Origin of the sequence: Lacticaseibacillus parakribbianus, from assembly GCF_025490915.1 — a bacterium.
Lineage (GTDB): Bacteria > Bacillota > Bacilli > Lactobacillales > Lactobacillaceae > Lacticaseibacillus > Lacticaseibacillus parakribbianus.
Genome location: NZ_JANQBA010000001.1, coordinates 332,793 through 348,368 on the forward strand (window position 1 = coordinate 332,793; position 15,576 = coordinate 348,368).

Annotated in this window: 14 protein-coding genes and 3 tRNA genes; 12 read left to right on the forward strand and 5 right to left on the reverse strand. The window is 60.9% G+C overall.

All coding sequences use genetic code 11. The features are described from left to right. The first annotated feature begins 96 nt into the window (after positions 1-96). From NUH19_RS01525 to NUH19_RS01535, 3 genes are read left to right on the forward strand one after another with little or no spacing between them, the layout of a single operon-like run. On the forward strand, positions 97-2,286 hold the full coding sequence (locus NUH19_RS01525; protein WP_262314790.1) for a vWA domain-containing protein: 2,190 nt from the start codon (positions 97-99) through the stop codon (positions 2,284-2,286). Continuing rightward, complete coding sequence (locus NUH19_RS01530) at positions 2,283-3,683, forward strand: pilin N-terminal domain-containing protein (RefSeq protein WP_262314791.1); 1,401 nt, start codon at positions 2,283-2,285, stop codon at positions 3,681-3,683. The genes NUH19_RS01525 and NUH19_RS01530 overlap by 4 nt, the downstream gene beginning before the upstream one ends. Continuing rightward, a complete protein-coding gene (locus NUH19_RS01535) occupies positions 3,670-4,470 on the forward strand; it encodes a class C sortase (RefSeq protein ID WP_262314792.1) in 801 nt (266 codons plus the stop codon). Before NUH19_RS01530 ends, NUH19_RS01535 begins: the two co-directional genes overlap by 14 nt. Positions 4,471-4,645: 175 nt before the next feature. Here NUH19_RS01535 and NUH19_RS01540 read toward each other — a convergent pair whose 3' ends face one another. Further along, positions 4,646-6,076 carry a C69 family dipeptidase gene (locus NUH19_RS01540; RefSeq protein ID WP_262314793.1) on the reverse strand — a complete coding sequence of 477 codons (1,431 nt, stop codon included), beginning with the start codon at positions 6,074-6,076 and terminating at the stop codon, positions 4,646-4,648. A 145-nt stretch (positions 6,077-6,221) separates the two neighbouring features. On the opposite strand from NUH19_RS01540, the gene NUH19_RS01545 reads away from it, so the two are divergent. The 7 genes from NUH19_RS01545 to NUH19_RS01575 all read left to right on the forward strand — a co-directional run bounded on the left by NUH19_RS01545 (position 6,222) and on the right by NUH19_RS01575 (position 8,868). Then, positions 6,222-6,292, forward strand: a tRNA-Gln gene (locus tag NUH19_RS01545). Between the two features lie 129 nt (positions 6,293-6,421). Further along, positions 6,422-6,492: transfer RNA gene (locus NUH19_RS01550), tRNA-Gln, on the forward strand. Between the two features lie 117 nt (positions 6,493-6,609). Further along, positions 6,610-7,242 (forward strand): TMEM175 family protein, encoded by a 633-nt coding sequence (locus NUH19_RS01555; RefSeq protein ID WP_262314794.1) that lies wholly within the window; start codon positions 6,610-6,612, stop codon positions 7,240-7,242. A 109-nt stretch (positions 7,243-7,351) separates the two neighbouring features. Beyond that, complete coding sequence (locus NUH19_RS01560; RefSeq protein ID WP_420844659.1) at positions 7,352-7,810, forward strand: hypothetical protein; 459 nt, start codon at positions 7,352-7,354, stop codon at positions 7,808-7,810. Positions 7,811-7,899: 89 nt separating this feature from the next. Next, positions 7,900-7,971 (forward strand) — tRNA-Glu (locus tag NUH19_RS01565). A 165-nt stretch (positions 7,972-8,136) separates the two neighbouring features. Beyond that, positions 8,137-8,469, forward strand: coding sequence for a DsrE family protein (locus NUH19_RS01570; protein WP_262314796.1), 333 nt, complete (start codon positions 8,137-8,139; stop codon positions 8,467-8,469). A gap of 270 nt (positions 8,470-8,739) precedes the next feature. Beyond that, a complete protein-coding gene (locus NUH19_RS01575; RefSeq protein ID WP_262314797.1) occupies positions 8,740-8,868 on the forward strand; it encodes a hypothetical protein in 129 nt (42 codons plus the stop codon). Positions 8,869-8,922: 54 nt separating this feature from the next. On the opposite strand, the gene NUH19_RS01580 is transcribed toward NUH19_RS01575, so the two are convergent. After that, complete coding sequence (locus NUH19_RS01580; RefSeq protein WP_262314798.1) at positions 8,923-9,831, reverse strand: Gfo/Idh/MocA family protein; 909 nt, start codon at positions 9,829-9,831, stop codon at positions 8,923-8,925. A 177-nt stretch (positions 9,832-10,008) separates the two neighbouring features. Between NUH19_RS01580 and NUH19_RS01585 the strand changes: the two genes are divergently transcribed. Together NUH19_RS01585 and NUH19_RS01590 are read left to right on the forward strand one after the other, a co-directional pair. Further along, the gene (locus tag NUH19_RS01585; protein ID WP_262314799.1) at positions 10,009-10,680 is read left to right on the forward strand and encodes a sunset domain-containing protein; all 672 of its coding nucleotides are present in this window, start codon (positions 10,009-10,011) and stop codon (positions 10,678-10,680) included. Further along, positions 10,680-11,582, forward strand: a complete 903-nt coding sequence (locus NUH19_RS01590) for a DNA/RNA non-specific endonuclease (protein ID WP_262314800.1) — start codon at positions 10,680-10,682, stop codon at positions 11,580-11,582. Before NUH19_RS01585 ends, NUH19_RS01590 begins: the two co-directional genes overlap by 1 nt. A 196-nt stretch (positions 11,583-11,778) precedes the next feature. Here the strand turns inward: NUH19_RS01590 and NUH19_RS01595 are convergent, their stop codons facing one another. From NUH19_RS01595 to NUH19_RS01605, 3 genes are all read right to left on the reverse strand, one after another. After that, complete coding sequence (locus NUH19_RS01595) at positions 11,779-13,119, reverse strand: glucose-6-phosphate isomerase (RefSeq protein WP_262314801.1); 1,341 nt, start codon at positions 13,117-13,119, stop codon at positions 11,779-11,781. A 135-nt stretch (positions 13,120-13,254) separates the two neighbouring features. Continuing rightward, entirely contained in the window at positions 13,255-14,103 is an 849-nt protein-coding gene (locus NUH19_RS01600; protein WP_262314802.1) for a GRP family sugar transporter, read from the reverse strand. An 849-nt stretch (positions 14,104-14,952) separates the two neighbouring features. Next, positions 14,953-15,549, reverse strand: coding sequence for a VanZ family protein (locus tag NUH19_RS01605; protein WP_262314803.1), 597 nt, complete (start codon positions 15,547-15,549; stop codon positions 14,953-14,955). Between the last annotated feature and the right edge of the window lie 27 nt (positions 15,550-15,576).

The following is a 15,576-nucleotide window of genomic DNA, read 5'->3' on the forward strand; positions in this document are numbered from 1 at the left end:
TTTGAAGTCTCACACTTCCAACGGGTCTTTTTTAGTGTGGCGAGGGTATCCGTTGGGAGCCGGCGTAATCTTTAGAGACGGGCAAAGGAGGTGCTCATGACGAAAAGATGGCAACGACTCATCGCGGCTGCTGCCGGGCTTTGGCTGGTCGCACCGCTTCCGGTTCGGGCGGCAGATGGCGATCCATTCGCGGCAATTAAGCCCAGCGGCATTGTCAATCCCTGGAACATGCCGCTGCAGGCGAGCCTGGGTATTCCGCTCACCTCGCTGGGGCCAACAACCTACCACACGTTCGCTGGACCAACCGGCAGTGGCTTAACTCGTCGCACTGTCGAACAGACTCCCACCCACTTCACGGTCACCACCGAAACCGTAGCCGGCACCATCGCTGCCACCGGGCCGCAAGACATTGTGCTGGTGGTGGCGGTCAGCCCCGCCAACCGGGGACTAGCGACCACAGCATTGACTCAGGTGGCCGATGGCCTGCTCACTGCCACAACCAACAACCAAGTTGCGGTGTTGAGCAGCCAGCAAAGCACCGCCGACACACTCACCACGACCCGACTGACGGCCGGCGATGGTCAGACGTTCACGGCCAGTCCGACCGCCTTAAAGGCCATTTTCCTGCCAGTCAACCAGACGCCGGCGGTCGACAGTGCCTTTCAGGTTGCGGCGGCGCTGCTGCAAAATGAAACGCTCGGGGCTCGCCCCCTAGCAGCCAAGCGCATCCTCGTGCTGACAGACGTGACAGCCGGCGTTCGGGCGGGACCACCAATCACGAACGGCGCCAGCGCCGCTCAACCGCTTGAACAAGACCCGATGCTTGCGTCACCACTGCCTCGCCGCGATGTGGTTGCACTGCACGGTGCCGATGCCTTTGTGCTGAGCGGCGGTGGTGGCGAAACGCTGATTGCGTCTGACAGTGACGCGTTGCGTAACGCTGTGAACCAACTACTCGCCCCCGCCTTTGCACCAATCATCAATGCGACCTGGCACGACCAACTGACGCCGGCCTTCAACATTATCACCGGCGCCACTGTAACGGCGCCGACCTTGACCTGGTTTCGCCTCGATGCCAACGGCGTGACGCAACCACGGCAGCCGCCGAGCTACAGCGCCGCGACGCTTACCACCGTCGGGTCAACACTAACTGCGCCCGATCTCACGCTTGCCAGCACCCCGACTTACCGCGATGGCGTTCGTGTCACGTACACGGTTGACGTCACACCACCATACAAAGACAATCTGTTGCACCTCATCAACACCGGCACCGAACTGACGATTCCACAACCCGCACCTTGGGCCCTGTACTACGCGCCTGTGGCGGCTAAACGCACGGCGAGCGTGATGACGCTCAACATCACGGTCACAATCTCGCCACTACTGACCGAATGGCAACTGCCGATGCCCGACGCCAGATACGTCTTGAGGACGACCCAGCCGGGCGCGACGACCTACGTTGAAACGTCACTCATCTTCAGTTCTGCGACCATCGCAAAGACTAATGACCTGACACGTTACGTGAACGCCCAACCCGTTCAGTACAAGGTTCTCGCTGCCGGAATGCCCGACTACACCACCCAAATGACGCCTGACCCCATCGATAATGCGCTAACTCAACCCAGCGTTACTGTCGTGCTACTCCCCAAGCTAACCACCCTGAGCTGGGAGGTCCCCAAACTCCCGAACGGCGGCGCGGCCACCGTGACCGTCATCCGTAATGGACAACTGACCCGCGAATTTGATTCGACTGACGGTCAACTCACCGTTGAGTTGCCGGCCGGCCAGTATCAAGTGACCCCGGCGGCACCGCCTGGCTTCACTGGTGACACCCAGTCGCTCACACTGACCGGTGACGTGGAAAAAAACACGCTGATCCAGAATCCAATCGACTTGCCTACCGCCTTAACCGTATCACTGAAACCTTTCACGCTCACCGGTGATGCCGACTGGGCCAAGGCGACGCTGACCAAGGCCGGCCAGGTTCTGGAGCCCAGTGACGACAGCTTCGCTGATTTGACCCCCGGTACCTACGTCCTCACCAGCGGGACAACCAGCGGCACCTTCACAATTAACGCAGACGGCAGCGTGACCAGCCGCGGCGCGTTGCGCGTTGCGGCCACCCTGACCGCCGGCGCCGCGCCCAATCAGTTGCGCTTAACCCAAGTCCCGAGTTCGACCTCGACCCCCGTTTTGCCCGCAACCGGTGGGACTGGCGGCCTTGCTATTCTCGGCGGCCTGTCGCTGCTCGGCTTGGGTCTCATCCAAAGGAGGAACCACGCATGAAGAAGTACTGGTTCGCACTACTGGCAATTTTTGGCCTCTGGCTCATTCAGTCACCGCAGCCGACCCAGGCCGCCACCACGGTGGTGCTGCACCCTCGGCAGGTGATTGACAACCTGAACGTCCCTAACACCGGTGCCGCCATGTCCGAGCTAGCGGCGCTGCCGACAGTCGCAGGCGTCACGTACAGTGCCTACGACATCACCACCTTGTTCAACGAAAAAAGCCGTGATCAAAGCATCGCCGCTGCCCAGGCGAGCATCGCCAGCAATTGGGAGCAGCTGGGAGTCGGCTACACCCCGGTCGCCACGGCGACGGCGCAAGACGATGCCATCACCTTCAAGGACCTGCCCACCACGCAAGACAGCCTGGACCGTGTTTATCTCTTCACCCAAACCGCCGGTCCCACGGGGCTTTTGAAACCGCAACCCACGGTGCTTGGGCTTGATGGCACCGACCGCGATTACGTGCTGTATCCCAAGAGCACCGGCGCCAGCCTGACGGTGAGCGTCGCGGGAGAACCGATCGATTCCGCCCTGGTGGCCAGCGTTCCCCGCGGTGCAGTATTGACTTACACCGCGAAGTTCACCATTCCGTCAGACATCGCGGCAAGCCTCACCAACGCCTCAGGCACCTTCGCCAGCCTGACCGTCGCCACGGCAATGTCGGCCGCCGGCACCCAGGCTGTGGCCGACAGCCTCGCTGTAACGGTCGCCGGCCAGCCCGTTGTGGCCGATTGGCTCTCGCTGGATACGCCGATCACACTGGCCGCCCTGCCCCAACCGGCCAAAGCCGCCCTGGCTGCGCTGGCCGGCCAGACCATCACCGTCTCCTATCAACGCCAGGTCGTTGACCCGCAACCCACGGCCGACCTCGCGAACACCCTGACCGTGACCTGGGCCGGCAGCGGCGAGCCCAGCGTTTTGACCGCCGATAGCGCCGCGGTTGAAACCGGTGGTCAGCGCTTCGCCGCGATCAATCCCTTCTCAAAAGACGGCGTGGCCGGTGGCGCCTTCGTCGTCGCTAAGACCGGCACCGCACCCGCGCAATACGCCAAGTTCTCAGCCACCACGCTGAATTGGGTCAGCGACCCGGCGGCGGCCACGAGCTTTAGCGCCGCGGCAGATGGCAGCTTCGCCGTCACCGGCCTGGCCGCCGGCGACTACCAGCTTGAGCAGCTTGCCGCGGCAGACGGCTATCGCTTCGTCGAGCCACTCACGCCGTTCACCGTTGCATCCGGTCGGCCCGGCACCGCCGAAAACGCGGTGAAGACGGTGTTTCAGACGCCACTCACCGGCATTCTGCCGGCCACCGGCGGCCTCAGCCTGCTGGTGCTGCTGATTGCGGGTACCCTGTTGACCGGCTGGGGACTGCACCGCCGTCGCCATGCGTCGGCGTAAGCGCGGTCGCCTCGCGATTGCACTCGGGCTCATGCTGCTCACCATCGCCTTTGCGGCCCCGGCGGTGAATGCGCTTTGGACCCAGCAAGCCTTGACCATGGCCCAAACCCAGCTGCAGGCCAATGCCGCCGCCGAGAAGGCGGAGAAGACGGCACAAAATCGCCTGCTGGCCACCACGGATCTGCTGCCCAATGTCGACGTGTTCGCCACGGGCCAAGACGCCGGTTCCGCGGCCACCCACCTGGTCGGGCAGGTCACCATTCCAAAGCTGGCGCTGGTTGTTCCCCTGTTTGACACTAGCAGTCCGGCGTTGTTGCAAGAAGGCGCCGTGATTGTGCTGGGCACCAGCTTTCCCAGTGGCGATCCCAACACCCACGCCGTGATTGCCGCTCACAACGGCCTGCTGGGTAAGGAGCTGTTCACCCACCTCGACCGGCTGACGATTGGTGACCGCTTCGTCGTCACGATTGGCACCACGTCTCGCACCTACGCCGTCGAGCGGCGCCTGGTGGTCGCACCTGATCAAACCGACACGCTGCGCATCGAGCCCGGACGCGAACTAGTCACGCTTTTGACCTGCACCCCTTACATGATCAACTCCAAGCGACTGCTCGTGACCGCTCACCGCGTCGCATCGGCGACCACCGCGGCTCAAGACGCACGTCGCGGGGCCGCTGCCGCCGTGACCTGGGCCTGGGCTCGGCTGGCCGCACTGCTTCTGGTTGCCGGCGGGGCGGTCGGCTGGTGGGTCTGGCGCAGACGGCAAAAAAGAATCCGATTACACTAGACAGGAAACCGCATACACGCTATAATATCCCTTGTCTTGTGTTATCAGTGCTAACGATTATCGCGACGACAGACAATTTTCAGGCGCCACCTTCGATTCAGGGTCGAAGGTGGCGCCTTTTTTGGCGCGGCCGGGCAAAAAAAGACCCCCTCTTGCGAGGGGGTCCGAGCTGCGGTTACAGGTTCTTGTCCATGTTGAACGTCAGCCGCGACAGCTCCATGCTCTGCATCAGCAAACTCTCGATCTGGTGCTGGGTGGCCTGCTTGACCTGCGCGACAATCTTGTAGTTGGCCTGAGTCAGGGCGTCGGTCAGCGCCTGGCCGGTGAGGTCTTGGGTCTCCGCATCGGTTTCGGCGATGTGAATCCGAAACTGGCGGGACAGCTCCGTCAGGTAGTCGCGGTTTTGCTGGATGAACTTGCTGTAGTGGCCTTCAACCAGCGCCCCCAAGGAGCGGTGCAGCCAGTAGGCCGAATCGGCACCGTAAGTCAGCGTCTCAGGGGTGTTGGCGTAGCTTGGGTCGGTGTCGTCGGCGTTGCAGTAAAACGGCACGTACGGGCTGTACGTCGGCATCCCGAGGTTCAGCCACATGATGGCGACGTGGCCGAAGTCGGCATCGCCGCGCAGCTGCAGGATGTGCGAGTTTTGCGTCCGGTTCAAGCCAATCGGCCGGTAGCGCAGGCGATCGGCCTCCGCCCCGTGGCCGAACGGATCAAAGCGGGTCTCGTTGTAGTGGCTGCCCAGAATCTGCGCAATGTCCTCGCGCGTAATCTTGTGGTCGGTGTGCATGATGAACGGCAGCTCCGCGGATTCCGGCTCTTCCGGGACCTCTGGGTTCAAAATGTGGTGACCGTACCAGACCCGTGGGGTGTTGTAGTGGCGATCCTTTTCGTTCATCGTGCCGAAAATGTGGCGGAAGTTCCACCCGCTTTGGTCCGGGTTGAGGTGGTGATCCTCGACGAACTCACGAATCCCCTCGCTCCAGATGAAGTTGTCCGCATCGTCGAAGTCCACCTGCTGAATCGCCACCTGGTTGGCCGCAATCGCGTAGGCATCATCGGGAATGCGCTGGGCAACCCAGTGGTGCCCGGTCACGATTTCCATGTACCAGACATTGTCCTTGTCGGAGAAAAGCACGGAATTGCCGGCCGGCGAGCCGTACTGCTTGATCAGCTGACCAAGGTACTCCACGGCGTGACGGGCCGACTCGACGAACGGCAGCGTCATGTTGACGATCAAGTCCTCATCCAGGCCGTCTTCAACCAAGGGGTCAAAGGCCAGGGTGCGTTCGTTGCCGTAGGTGCTTTCCGTCGCCGACATCGCCACGTTCTTGGCGTTAATGCCGCTTTCCTCGTAGTCGCCGAGCTTGGCCGTGTCGACGTTTGGCACCGCGTTGTAGCGGTAGCCGTTCTCCGGCAGCGGTGCGGTGAAGCCATTGAGCGGCGACTTGACGCTCAGCCCCTTCTCACCCCGCCAAGCCGGGTGCATGTAAAAGCGGTGCGGTGCAAGCACGTGGAAGGTGTCATCGTTGCGCGCGATCATGGTGCTGCCATCAATGCTTGCGGCCTTCCCAACTAAGATCGATGTGCAGGCGGTTTCTTTCTTCATTTGTGAGCCCCTCTTTTCCAAAGTGTAACTTTAGTGTACGCCATTCACCTGGGAAAAGAAAACCGAACCCGCCCGAAAAAAATTTGCGTTAGGCGTTGACAGCCGCGCCTTTTTCACCTAAACTAATAAACGTTCGATAAGTTATTGGGTAGTAGCGAAGTGGTAACGCAGTGGACTCTGAATCCATAATCATAGGTTCGATCCCTATCTACCCAATCATTCCGTGCCGGCTGGCGCGGATTTTTTTATTCTTGCACCGCCGATTTAAAAAAATCGAGAAAGTGTGACTCAGGCGTTGACAACGTCCCCATTTTCTCGTAAACTAATACTCGTTCGTTAAGTCATTGGGTAGTAGCGAAGTGGTAACGCAGTGGACTCTGAATCCATAATCATAGGTTCGATCCCTATCTACCCAATCATCCAGCCGTCTCGGTTTCAGCCGAGGCGGTTTTTTCGTGCCGCGAGCCCTCACGCTTGCCTTCCACCGCGGAAACAACGATAATGGGGCCACATGACCACCGGGAGGGATTCAATTGAGCAAGGCACGGGTCAATGCACTGAGCGACGGGGTGTTCGCGATTCTGCTGACGATTTTGATTCTGGAGTTTCAACCGGCCACGATTCACCCGGGCCAGCTGGGTCAGGTCGTGGCGCGGCAGGCGCCGCTGTTTGCGATGTACATGCTGTCGTATTTTTACGTCGGCACCAGCTGGCTGTTTCACCACGACTACTTTCAGTACGTAAAGCACACCAACCGCACGCTGAACATCCTGAACCTTTTCATTTTGTTCACGGTCACGCTGGTCAACTACGCGATGGTGCTTTTGATTGAGGCGCTGACCAACGGCGACGCCCGAGACATTCAGCTGGCCTTCATCGTCTACGATGCCGTCGCGCTTTTGATTTCCCTGTCGTTTCTGATTGTGTACCGCTACCTCGAGCACCACCCCGAGCTGCAGAGCTTCACGGGCATCGAGCGCCACTACAACCGCATCCGCTTGGATCCGGCCCGCAGCGTTGCGATTTACCTAGCCTCTGCCGCCGCCACCTGCTTCTCCAACGCGCTGGCTGGCCTGCTGCTGGTCGCCGGCGTCATTTTTCACTTCATCGCCTACCTGCGCTTCAGTCGCGTCATTCACATCGGGGTCCGGTCGCGGCGGCCTTAAAAAAGTCACAATTGCGTGTTATCTTGGGTCCAAAGGGAGTGAGCAGATGCGCCGACAACATCAACAGGCATTGCGAAAGAAGCGAAAGAAAAGGTGGCCGCGCGTGGTCATGGCCATCGTGCTGCTGCTGGTGGCGCTGGGGGTCGTGTTCATCGTCGCCTTCCCCACCATCAACAACACCTGGCGCAACACCACGGGCAACGACACCCCGGCCGACACGGCGGTGAAAAACGAACTGGTCAAGCAGATCGAGGCCCAAAAAACCGGGAACGCCGACGTCGACGCCCGGCTGGACACCGCGGCCAGCACCCTGAGGGCCACCAAAATGGCCACCATCGTCAAGGCGGCCGGTGACCAATCGGCCATGGCGGCGCTCTTAAAGCAGACCACCGGCGCGTCCAGCGAGCAGGCCAAAGCGGCTTCCGCCCTGCTGTTTGCCAACCAGTCACTGGCGGGGGTGCGAGAGGCCGTGGCGGCCGGCGACTGGGTCAAGGCCTACCAAGCCTACCGCGACCTGAACGGCACGGCGGCCTTGACCGAGCTCAAGGCGGCACTTGGGCAGTACTAGTTTTAGGCCGGTAAAACTTTTTTTGGCAGAACGGTTGACGCCAGCACCAAAACCCGGTATAGTAGTTTTTGTGCTTGAGGCGCATTCATTGCCCGTTGGTCAAGTGGTTAAGACGCTTGGTTCTCAGCCAAGAATCACGGGTTCGACTCCCGTACGGGTGATAACAGTAGTTCTGCAGTAAAAAACGGAAAGTCATCGCGACTTTCCGTTTTTTCGTGTCTCGCGACTCGCGATTGCCCCTGCCTTCCAGCTGCGCTAAGATAACGGTGAGGTCATCTCACCTTTGCCTTGCGGTGACCACCGATTTTTTGGAGAGGAGTCTTCACATGAACGTCATTTTTCACCTCGATGAGCCGAGCAAGTGGCCCATCGCCCTGGGCAACGTGACCAACTACCTCGCCGCCGCGGCCGCCCAAGGCAGCGTGGGGCAAGTTGAGCTTTTGATCAACGGCCCGGCCGTCCTCGGTGCGACCAAGGCCGGCGGCCAGCCCCTCGCCCCGCTGGTGGCCGCCGGCGTCACCGTGGCGGTTTGCGCCAACGCGATGAAAAGCCACACGATTACCGCCGCGGCGCTTCAGCCCGGGCTGACCGTCGTTGCTGCCGGCGTCTTCGAGCTGGCCCTGCGCCAACACGCCGGCTACGCCTACATCAAGCCCTGATAATCAGCGTGAGCCGCCGTGCCTGGCAATCAGCGCGTCGGCCCTGCCCCACATCGCCCACAGCGTGACGCCATGCCCCACCAGCGCCAGTAACAGCCATCCCATCAGCATTGCCATCGCCTCCTATTTTCACCCCCACCATAGCGCCGCAATGTAACGTTTTCTGCACGGTAAGGTAAAAATTCAGGCACGTTTTGTAAAAATCACGTAAAAACCCGCCGGCTCGGAAAAGCCGACGGGTTTGCCCGGTCAAAGAACCCGGAGGTCTACATGAAAAAACTATCGCTTGCCGCCGCAATCGTCACGACGGTTGCCGGCGGCGTCACCCTCCTGTGCGGGGCGGTGACGCTGGCTAGCGGCATCGTCGGCCTGGCCGCCAACCGCGGCCAGCGGCTCTGAACGGCCGACCGCTGGCTACGCCGGCGGCCACCCCAACACAAGGCATCCGCCCCATTACAGCTGCTTGACCATGTCCGTGAGGATGGTGTGGGTCAGGCGGCTTGTTTGTGGTGCCACCGGGTTGGTCGCGGATTGCGCAACCGCCGCCACAAAGGCTCGAATCATCGGCGCAAAGCCGCGCGTCTCAAGCATCGGTTGCCAGTCCGGGGCCTGGGTCGTTCGCACCTGGCTGCCAGTGTAAACCTGCAGCCGGCTGAGGTCTTGAACCCGCGAAATGCCGGCCGTGGTGGCGACCGTCGCCTCCTCCAGGTTGCTGCCGGCCACCAGATTGATGGCGGCCGTGCCGCGCAAGCCGGCGGCCGTGAAGGTCACGCTAGCCTGCTCGAGCAGCCCCTGGTCGTTGAGGTGCAGGCTGTACCGTGCCTTGGGTTCCTCGGGAAAGCCGGCCAGCGCAAGCGCCGTGTCCAGCGGGTGAATCAACAGATCGAAAATGGCGTGTTCCGGCGCCTGCGGATCGGCCGCGCGGTTCTTCGTCACCTGCACTAGGTTCTTGTCGGCAAGCGCCGCCAGGGCCTGAATCTGCGGGGCGAAGCGGCGGTTGAAGCCAACCGTCAGCAGCTTTTGGTGCTGGGCCGCCAATAAATACAGCTCCGTCACCTGGGCCTGCGTCGTGGCCAGCGGCTTGTCGACGAACACATTGACGCCGCGGGCCAGGAAGTGCTTGACCAGCTCGTAGTGAACCGCCGTGGCGGAATGAATCATCACCGCGTCGAGGCTCAGCTGATCGAGGGCGGCGACGTCGGTCCCCGCCGCCACCATGTGAAACTGATTGGCCAGCCGGGTGACCTTGGCCAGGTCGCGGCTTTCCAGGTACCACTGCACCTGGTCTTGCATCTGGGCGTAAACCGGAAGGTAGGCCTTTTGGGCGATGTTGCCCAGGCCAATCACACCGATGTTTAACATACTGCTCACCTTTTTTCATTAGTCGTTAAACTAACGCTAACACAGCCTTCAGGCGGGGTCAAAGCCGAACGGAAAAATTTAGAAACAATGATGAAAATGCTTTCAGCCCTAGAAATCCGCCCGTCCTTCCCGGATAATGAGGAGGTCCGTGGAGACAACTCATTGGGGGGAATATTGATGAAACGACACACGTTGCGCCGCAGCGGCCTGGTCGGCCTGCTGATTGCCGCGCTGGTGGCCACCGGCACCGGCTGCGCCGCGTCGAGCACCGCACCGGAGCCACCGCACATCACGCAGGCGGCCAAAACCGCGGCCGCCAAGCAGCAGCGAACCAAGGTGGCACTGACGGCGGCGCTCGCCAAAAAGCAGGCCAAGGCCGCCAAGCTCAAGAAGGAAAAGGCCGCGCTTGCGGCCGAGCAGGAAAAGCGCGATGAGGCTGCGGCCCAGGCGTCAAGCGTCGCGCAGGCAAAGGCCGACAAGCTCGCCAAAGCCAAGGCAGCCGCAGCGGCCAAAGCCAAGGCAGCCGCAGCGGCCAAGGCTAAGGCGGCCGCAGCGGCCAAGGCTAAGGCGGCCGCAGCGGCCAAGGCTAAGGCGGCCGCGGCGAGCCGGGCGGCGTCGTCTCGCGTCGCGGCTGCGAATCGGGCCACGACCAGTCGCAAAGCCGCCGGTGGCAGCCGCAAGCAAGGCAACCTCGACACCGGCGCCGCCAAGACCATTGTCGGAAACGTGAACTCGAAAATCTACCACGTTCCGGGCCAGGCCAGCTACCGCATGAACTCGGCCAACGCGGTTTACTTCGCCACCGAGGCGGAGGCGCAAGCGGCCGGCTACAGAAAGGCGAAACGCTGATGACAAAAACAATGACGCGACTCGCCCTCTTGGCCGGACTCCTGCTCTTGACCGGCTGCAGTGCGACACCGACCAAACAAGCCGATCCGGCCTACACCAAATTCCAATCTAGCACCAAGGCCACCCGGGCCGCCAACAGCAGCCTTGAGGCGGCCATCGCCGACACCGACCAAGAGATTCACCAAACCACCGCAGACATCGCGACGCTCAAGGCCGACCTGGCCGACTCAAGTAGCACCGCCTCAAGCAAGGCCGGCAGCAAAGCCACAACCAGCGCCAAGGCCAGCAGCAAGACGAAGGCCACGGCCGGCGGCGCCACCAGCCCCGCAGCACTTGCGGCCAAATCCTACGCCGGCGACCAGGAGCTGACCGTGGACAACAACGCCCCGGGCTTTGCCGCAAGCGAGCTTAGCACCGCTCACGGCGCCTGGGAGCGTTACGCGAACCTGGACGCCGACAACCGCGCGGTGGTGGCCGACGCGCTGCTCAACACCAGCCTGATGCCGACGACCGATCGCACGGCGCTGACCTGGGATCCGACCGGCTGGCACAACCGCCGCACCGCCCACGGCTGGCTTTACAATCGCAGCCACCTGATCGGCTTTCAGCTCTCCGGGGAGAACAACAACCCCAAAAACCTGATCACCGGCACTCAGTCTTTGAACAACCCACTGATGCTGGCGCATGAAATGGACATCGCCACCTACCTCAAGGGCAGCAGCAAGCGCTACGTTCGCTACCAGGTGCGGCCGATCTACCGCGGCCATGAGCTGGTGGCCCGAGGCGTTCAGATGCGTGCCCAATCGGTTGGCGACAACACCATCCGCTTCAACGTCTACATCTTCAACGTCGAAGACGGCTACACCATCAACTACGCCACCGGCACCAGCACCACCAACTGATTCACCAAGCGTCGCGGCCACGCGGCGCTTTTTTACTGGCCAGGCCGATACGCAAGGTCTGCTGTGGGGCCGCGCGGCGCCCTAGCCGGCCGGCGACGCCGCCCATTTTGGAATCACCGCTAAAACACCGGCCCAAGACCGGCAGCAACAAAAAAGCACCCACGCTTTTCAGCGCAGGTGCCTGTCGCGCGTCCGATTACAGGCGAGCGTTCAGTTCCTTGGTCATGTCCTCGTAGCCGGGACGGCCAAGCAGGGCGAACATGTTCTTCTTGTAGGCTTCGACCCCTGGCTGGTTGAACGGGTTGATGCCGTTCAGGTAGCCGGAGATGGAAACCGCGGCCTCGAAGAAGTAGATCAGGTAGCCCAGCGTGTAGGCGTCTTGCTTGGGAATGGAGACGGTCATCACCGGCACCCCGCCATCGGTGTGGGCCAGCACAACGCCTTCGTAGGCCTTGCGGTTGACTTCGCTCATGGAGCGGCCTTCCAGGTAGTTCAGGCCGTCCAGGGAGCCTGGCTCCGCCGGAATGGTCAGGTCGTGGTTCGGCTGCTCAACCCAGACGACGGTTTCCATCAGGTTGCGCAGGCCTTCTTGGATGTACTGACCCAGGGAGTGCAGGTCGGTACTGAAGTTGGCGCTTGATGGGTAGATGCCCTTTTGGTCCTTGCCTTCGGACTCGCCCATCAGCTGCTTCCACCATTCGCCCAGGTACTGCAGCGTCGGCTCGTAGTTTTCGAGCAGCTCGGTGGTGTAGCCCTTGCGGTACAAAATGTTGCGGTAAGCCGCGTACTGGTAGGCCTCGTTCTTGGCGAGGTCGGCGCTTGCGTACTCGGTGCGGGCGTCTGCGGCCCCCTGCATCAGCTGGTCGATGTCGCCACCGGCAACGGCGATTGGCAAAAGCCCAACGGCAGAAAGCACGGAGAAGCGGCCGCCGATGTCATCCGGCACAACGAATTCTTCGTAGCCCTCGGCATCGGATTCATCCTTCAAGGCACCCTTGGCCCGGTCGGTGGTGGCGAAAATGCGATCCTTGGCGGCTTCCTTGCCGTACTTGGCAATCAGCTTGGCCTTCAGGACGCGGAACGCGATGGACGGCTCCGTAGTGGTCCCGGACTTGGAAATCACGTTCAAGGAGAAGTCGCGGTCGCCGATCACGTCCAGCAGGTCGGACAGGTAGGAGCTGGAAATCGAGTTGCCGGCGAAGTAGACCTCCGGCAGCTTGCGCCCAGGTTCCGCGTTGCGGAAGGTGTGGGACAAGAAGTCGATGGCCGCCCGGGCGCCCAGGTACGAGCCACCGATGCCGATAGCAACGAACACTTCGGAGTCTGCCTGGATCTTTTTGGCCGCGGCCTTGATGCGGGCGAATTCGTCCTTGTCGTAGTCAACGGGCAGGTCGATGAAGCCGCGGAAATCGTTGCCGGCACCGGTGCCTTCGCGCAGTTCCGTGTCAGCCGCCGTCACCAGCGCCTGCATCTGACCAAGCTCGTTGTCGTGAACGAACTTGCCCAACTTGGATGAATCAAATGAAATGTGAGCCATAAGAATCTGTTCCTCCTAAGATTTGTTCAGTAGTCGGTTTCAACTTTAAGCATGTTTTCACCCAAAAGCAAGGTGTACCACCGCGATTGTGAAAAGTCACCAGTCGGTAACACCTCTACATATTATAGCACCGGACTACTTCATCATGCCCAAGACCACCCCGCCGGCGATGATCAAAAGCGAGCCCCAGGCGATCCAGGTCATTTCCTTGTGGGTCTTGCGTTCGCCGAGCAGGAAAATCGCCCCGAACGTCGAAATCACGATGCCCATCTGAGACATCGAGTAGGCAATCGCCAGGCCGACCTGCGCCATGGCCATCAGCATGAACACGTTCCCGGTCCCCCACAAGACCCCGGTCAGCACGTTCTTGCCGGTTTCCTTGTTGAAGGCGTCGTGGCCGATCGAAAACAGCAGGGCCCCGATCACCATGCCGACCGCCTGTGGCAGCACCACGGCCGTGGCGTCGAGGTGGCCGGCGTTGACCACAATCGTGTAGCCGGCGTAACCGGCCGTCGAAAAGAGCAAGGTCCTAAGCCCCTGGGCCAGCCTGGTGTCGGCCGCGGCGGTGTCTTTTTCCTTGCGGGAGGTCAAAATTGCCCCAAGCACCAGGAACAACAGGGCCAAAAGCCCCATGCCGACGTCCTTGCCGCTTTGCCACTCGTGGAACAGCAAAGCCCCGGCCAAGGTGTTGGCAACCAGCTGCATGCCGGTGGACATCGGCACGGTCATCGACACCCCGATGTACTTCATGGTCTGGAACTGCTGGCTTTGGCCCAGCGCCCAGAACAGCCCGGACAAAATCCCCAACGCCCAGACCTTCGTGTCGAGAACCGGCCGCATGATCAGCCACGTCCCAATGCCGAACACCAAAGCCCCTAACGTCATGCCGAGCGTCTGCTGGTATGCGTTACCGCCCAATTTGGCACTGACAAGCCCGATTGATCCCCAGGCCAGTGCCGGGATCAGCGCGATAATGATTGCCATTTAATTTCCTCTTTTCATCTCAGGTTGTTTTCTGCAAAAGTCACAAGTAGTTATTTTATCGTGATTTCGTTTTCAACACAAGCCCGGGGCGGCCGCGTCATGTTTCTGCAAACGGATTCTGAATTCGGTTGCACGACTCGACCACTGGGCCCCCCTTCGCGGCGAATGCCCGGGGGTGGGGATTTGCGCAAAAGGCCACTTTTGCAAAAGTTTCGGCAATTTTTTTGTGAAATCGGCGCGTGTCGCGCACTTTTTCCAAGTGGCTTTCACAAAGTCGTTTCCGGCTTACTTTTTTTCTGAAAATTTGGTCGGTTCAGAATCACGGCCTGCCGTTATTGAATTCACCCGCTTCAAAGTAGCATGAAAATGGCGATGTGGCCACTTTGCGGTTTGCGCAAAAAAGGCCGAGGCAGCAGGCTGCCTCGACCGCGCCGAAGCCACCGTGAGGGACTCCCACGGCGGCCTTGGCCTGCTTACTGGTGTTTTGCTCGTTCCCAAGCGGACTTGCAGTGGCGCTTGCCCCCTGTCAGTTCGGCACCGCAGCTACCTCGCAAGCGAGTAGGCACCGGACTGTGCGACAGGAAGATGGTGGTCCACACCCTGGTGGTCGGTCCCAATCGGAGGGGACCGTTGCACGAAAACGTCGGCGTTGTTGCCTGGTTCGGCATGGCATGAGTGGGGTACTGGGAATGCTTATGTCCCGGACCGTTCCCCATAGACGGTGGTCGTGCTGCGGCTGTGATCAAAGCCGCCGCCCCGTCCTAAGATAATCATCTGAAGCTAGTGTAAGCCCTGTCATTTTAGCTGTCAAATTTTAAACTCGACATCAAAAAACCGCCGAGCCAGGACTCAGCGGCGAATCAACGTGAACAAGACGTACCCTAAGACGGCCCCGACCGTGTTGAAAATCAGGTCGTCGATGTCGGCCACCCCGCTGTACAGCAGAAACTGCAGCCCTTCAATCGCAACCGACAGGCCGACACCGGCCAAGAGCACGCGCCACAGCCGGGGCTTGCGCAAAAGCCCCGCCAGCCCGTAGCCAAACGGCACGAACCACACGACGTTGCCCAAGGACTGGTACCAAAAGTCCAGCTGCGATGCCCCGTTGCGCAGCTTCAGCGTCTCGACCAGGGGCTGCCAGTTGATGTCTGCCAGCGGGTGGTTGAAGTAAAAGTGCAGCTGCCACGGGTAGTACCACTGCCGAAACACCGTCAGCATCAACAGCAAAATCACGTAGCCGGCAAACACCGCCACCTTCAGCTCGTGGCCGAACACGAGCGGCTTGTGCCGCAGGCCGCGCCACAGCAAGCGCAGGGCCAAAAACACCAGCAGGTACAGGATGGTTTTGTCTAGGCTGTACATCATCAGCCGCACCAACGGAAAGTGGTTGATGCGGCCCTCCAAGTGTTCGCGGACCACTTGGTACACCGGACCCAAAAAAAGCATAAGCGCCTCCAATCGCCCACTCATTCT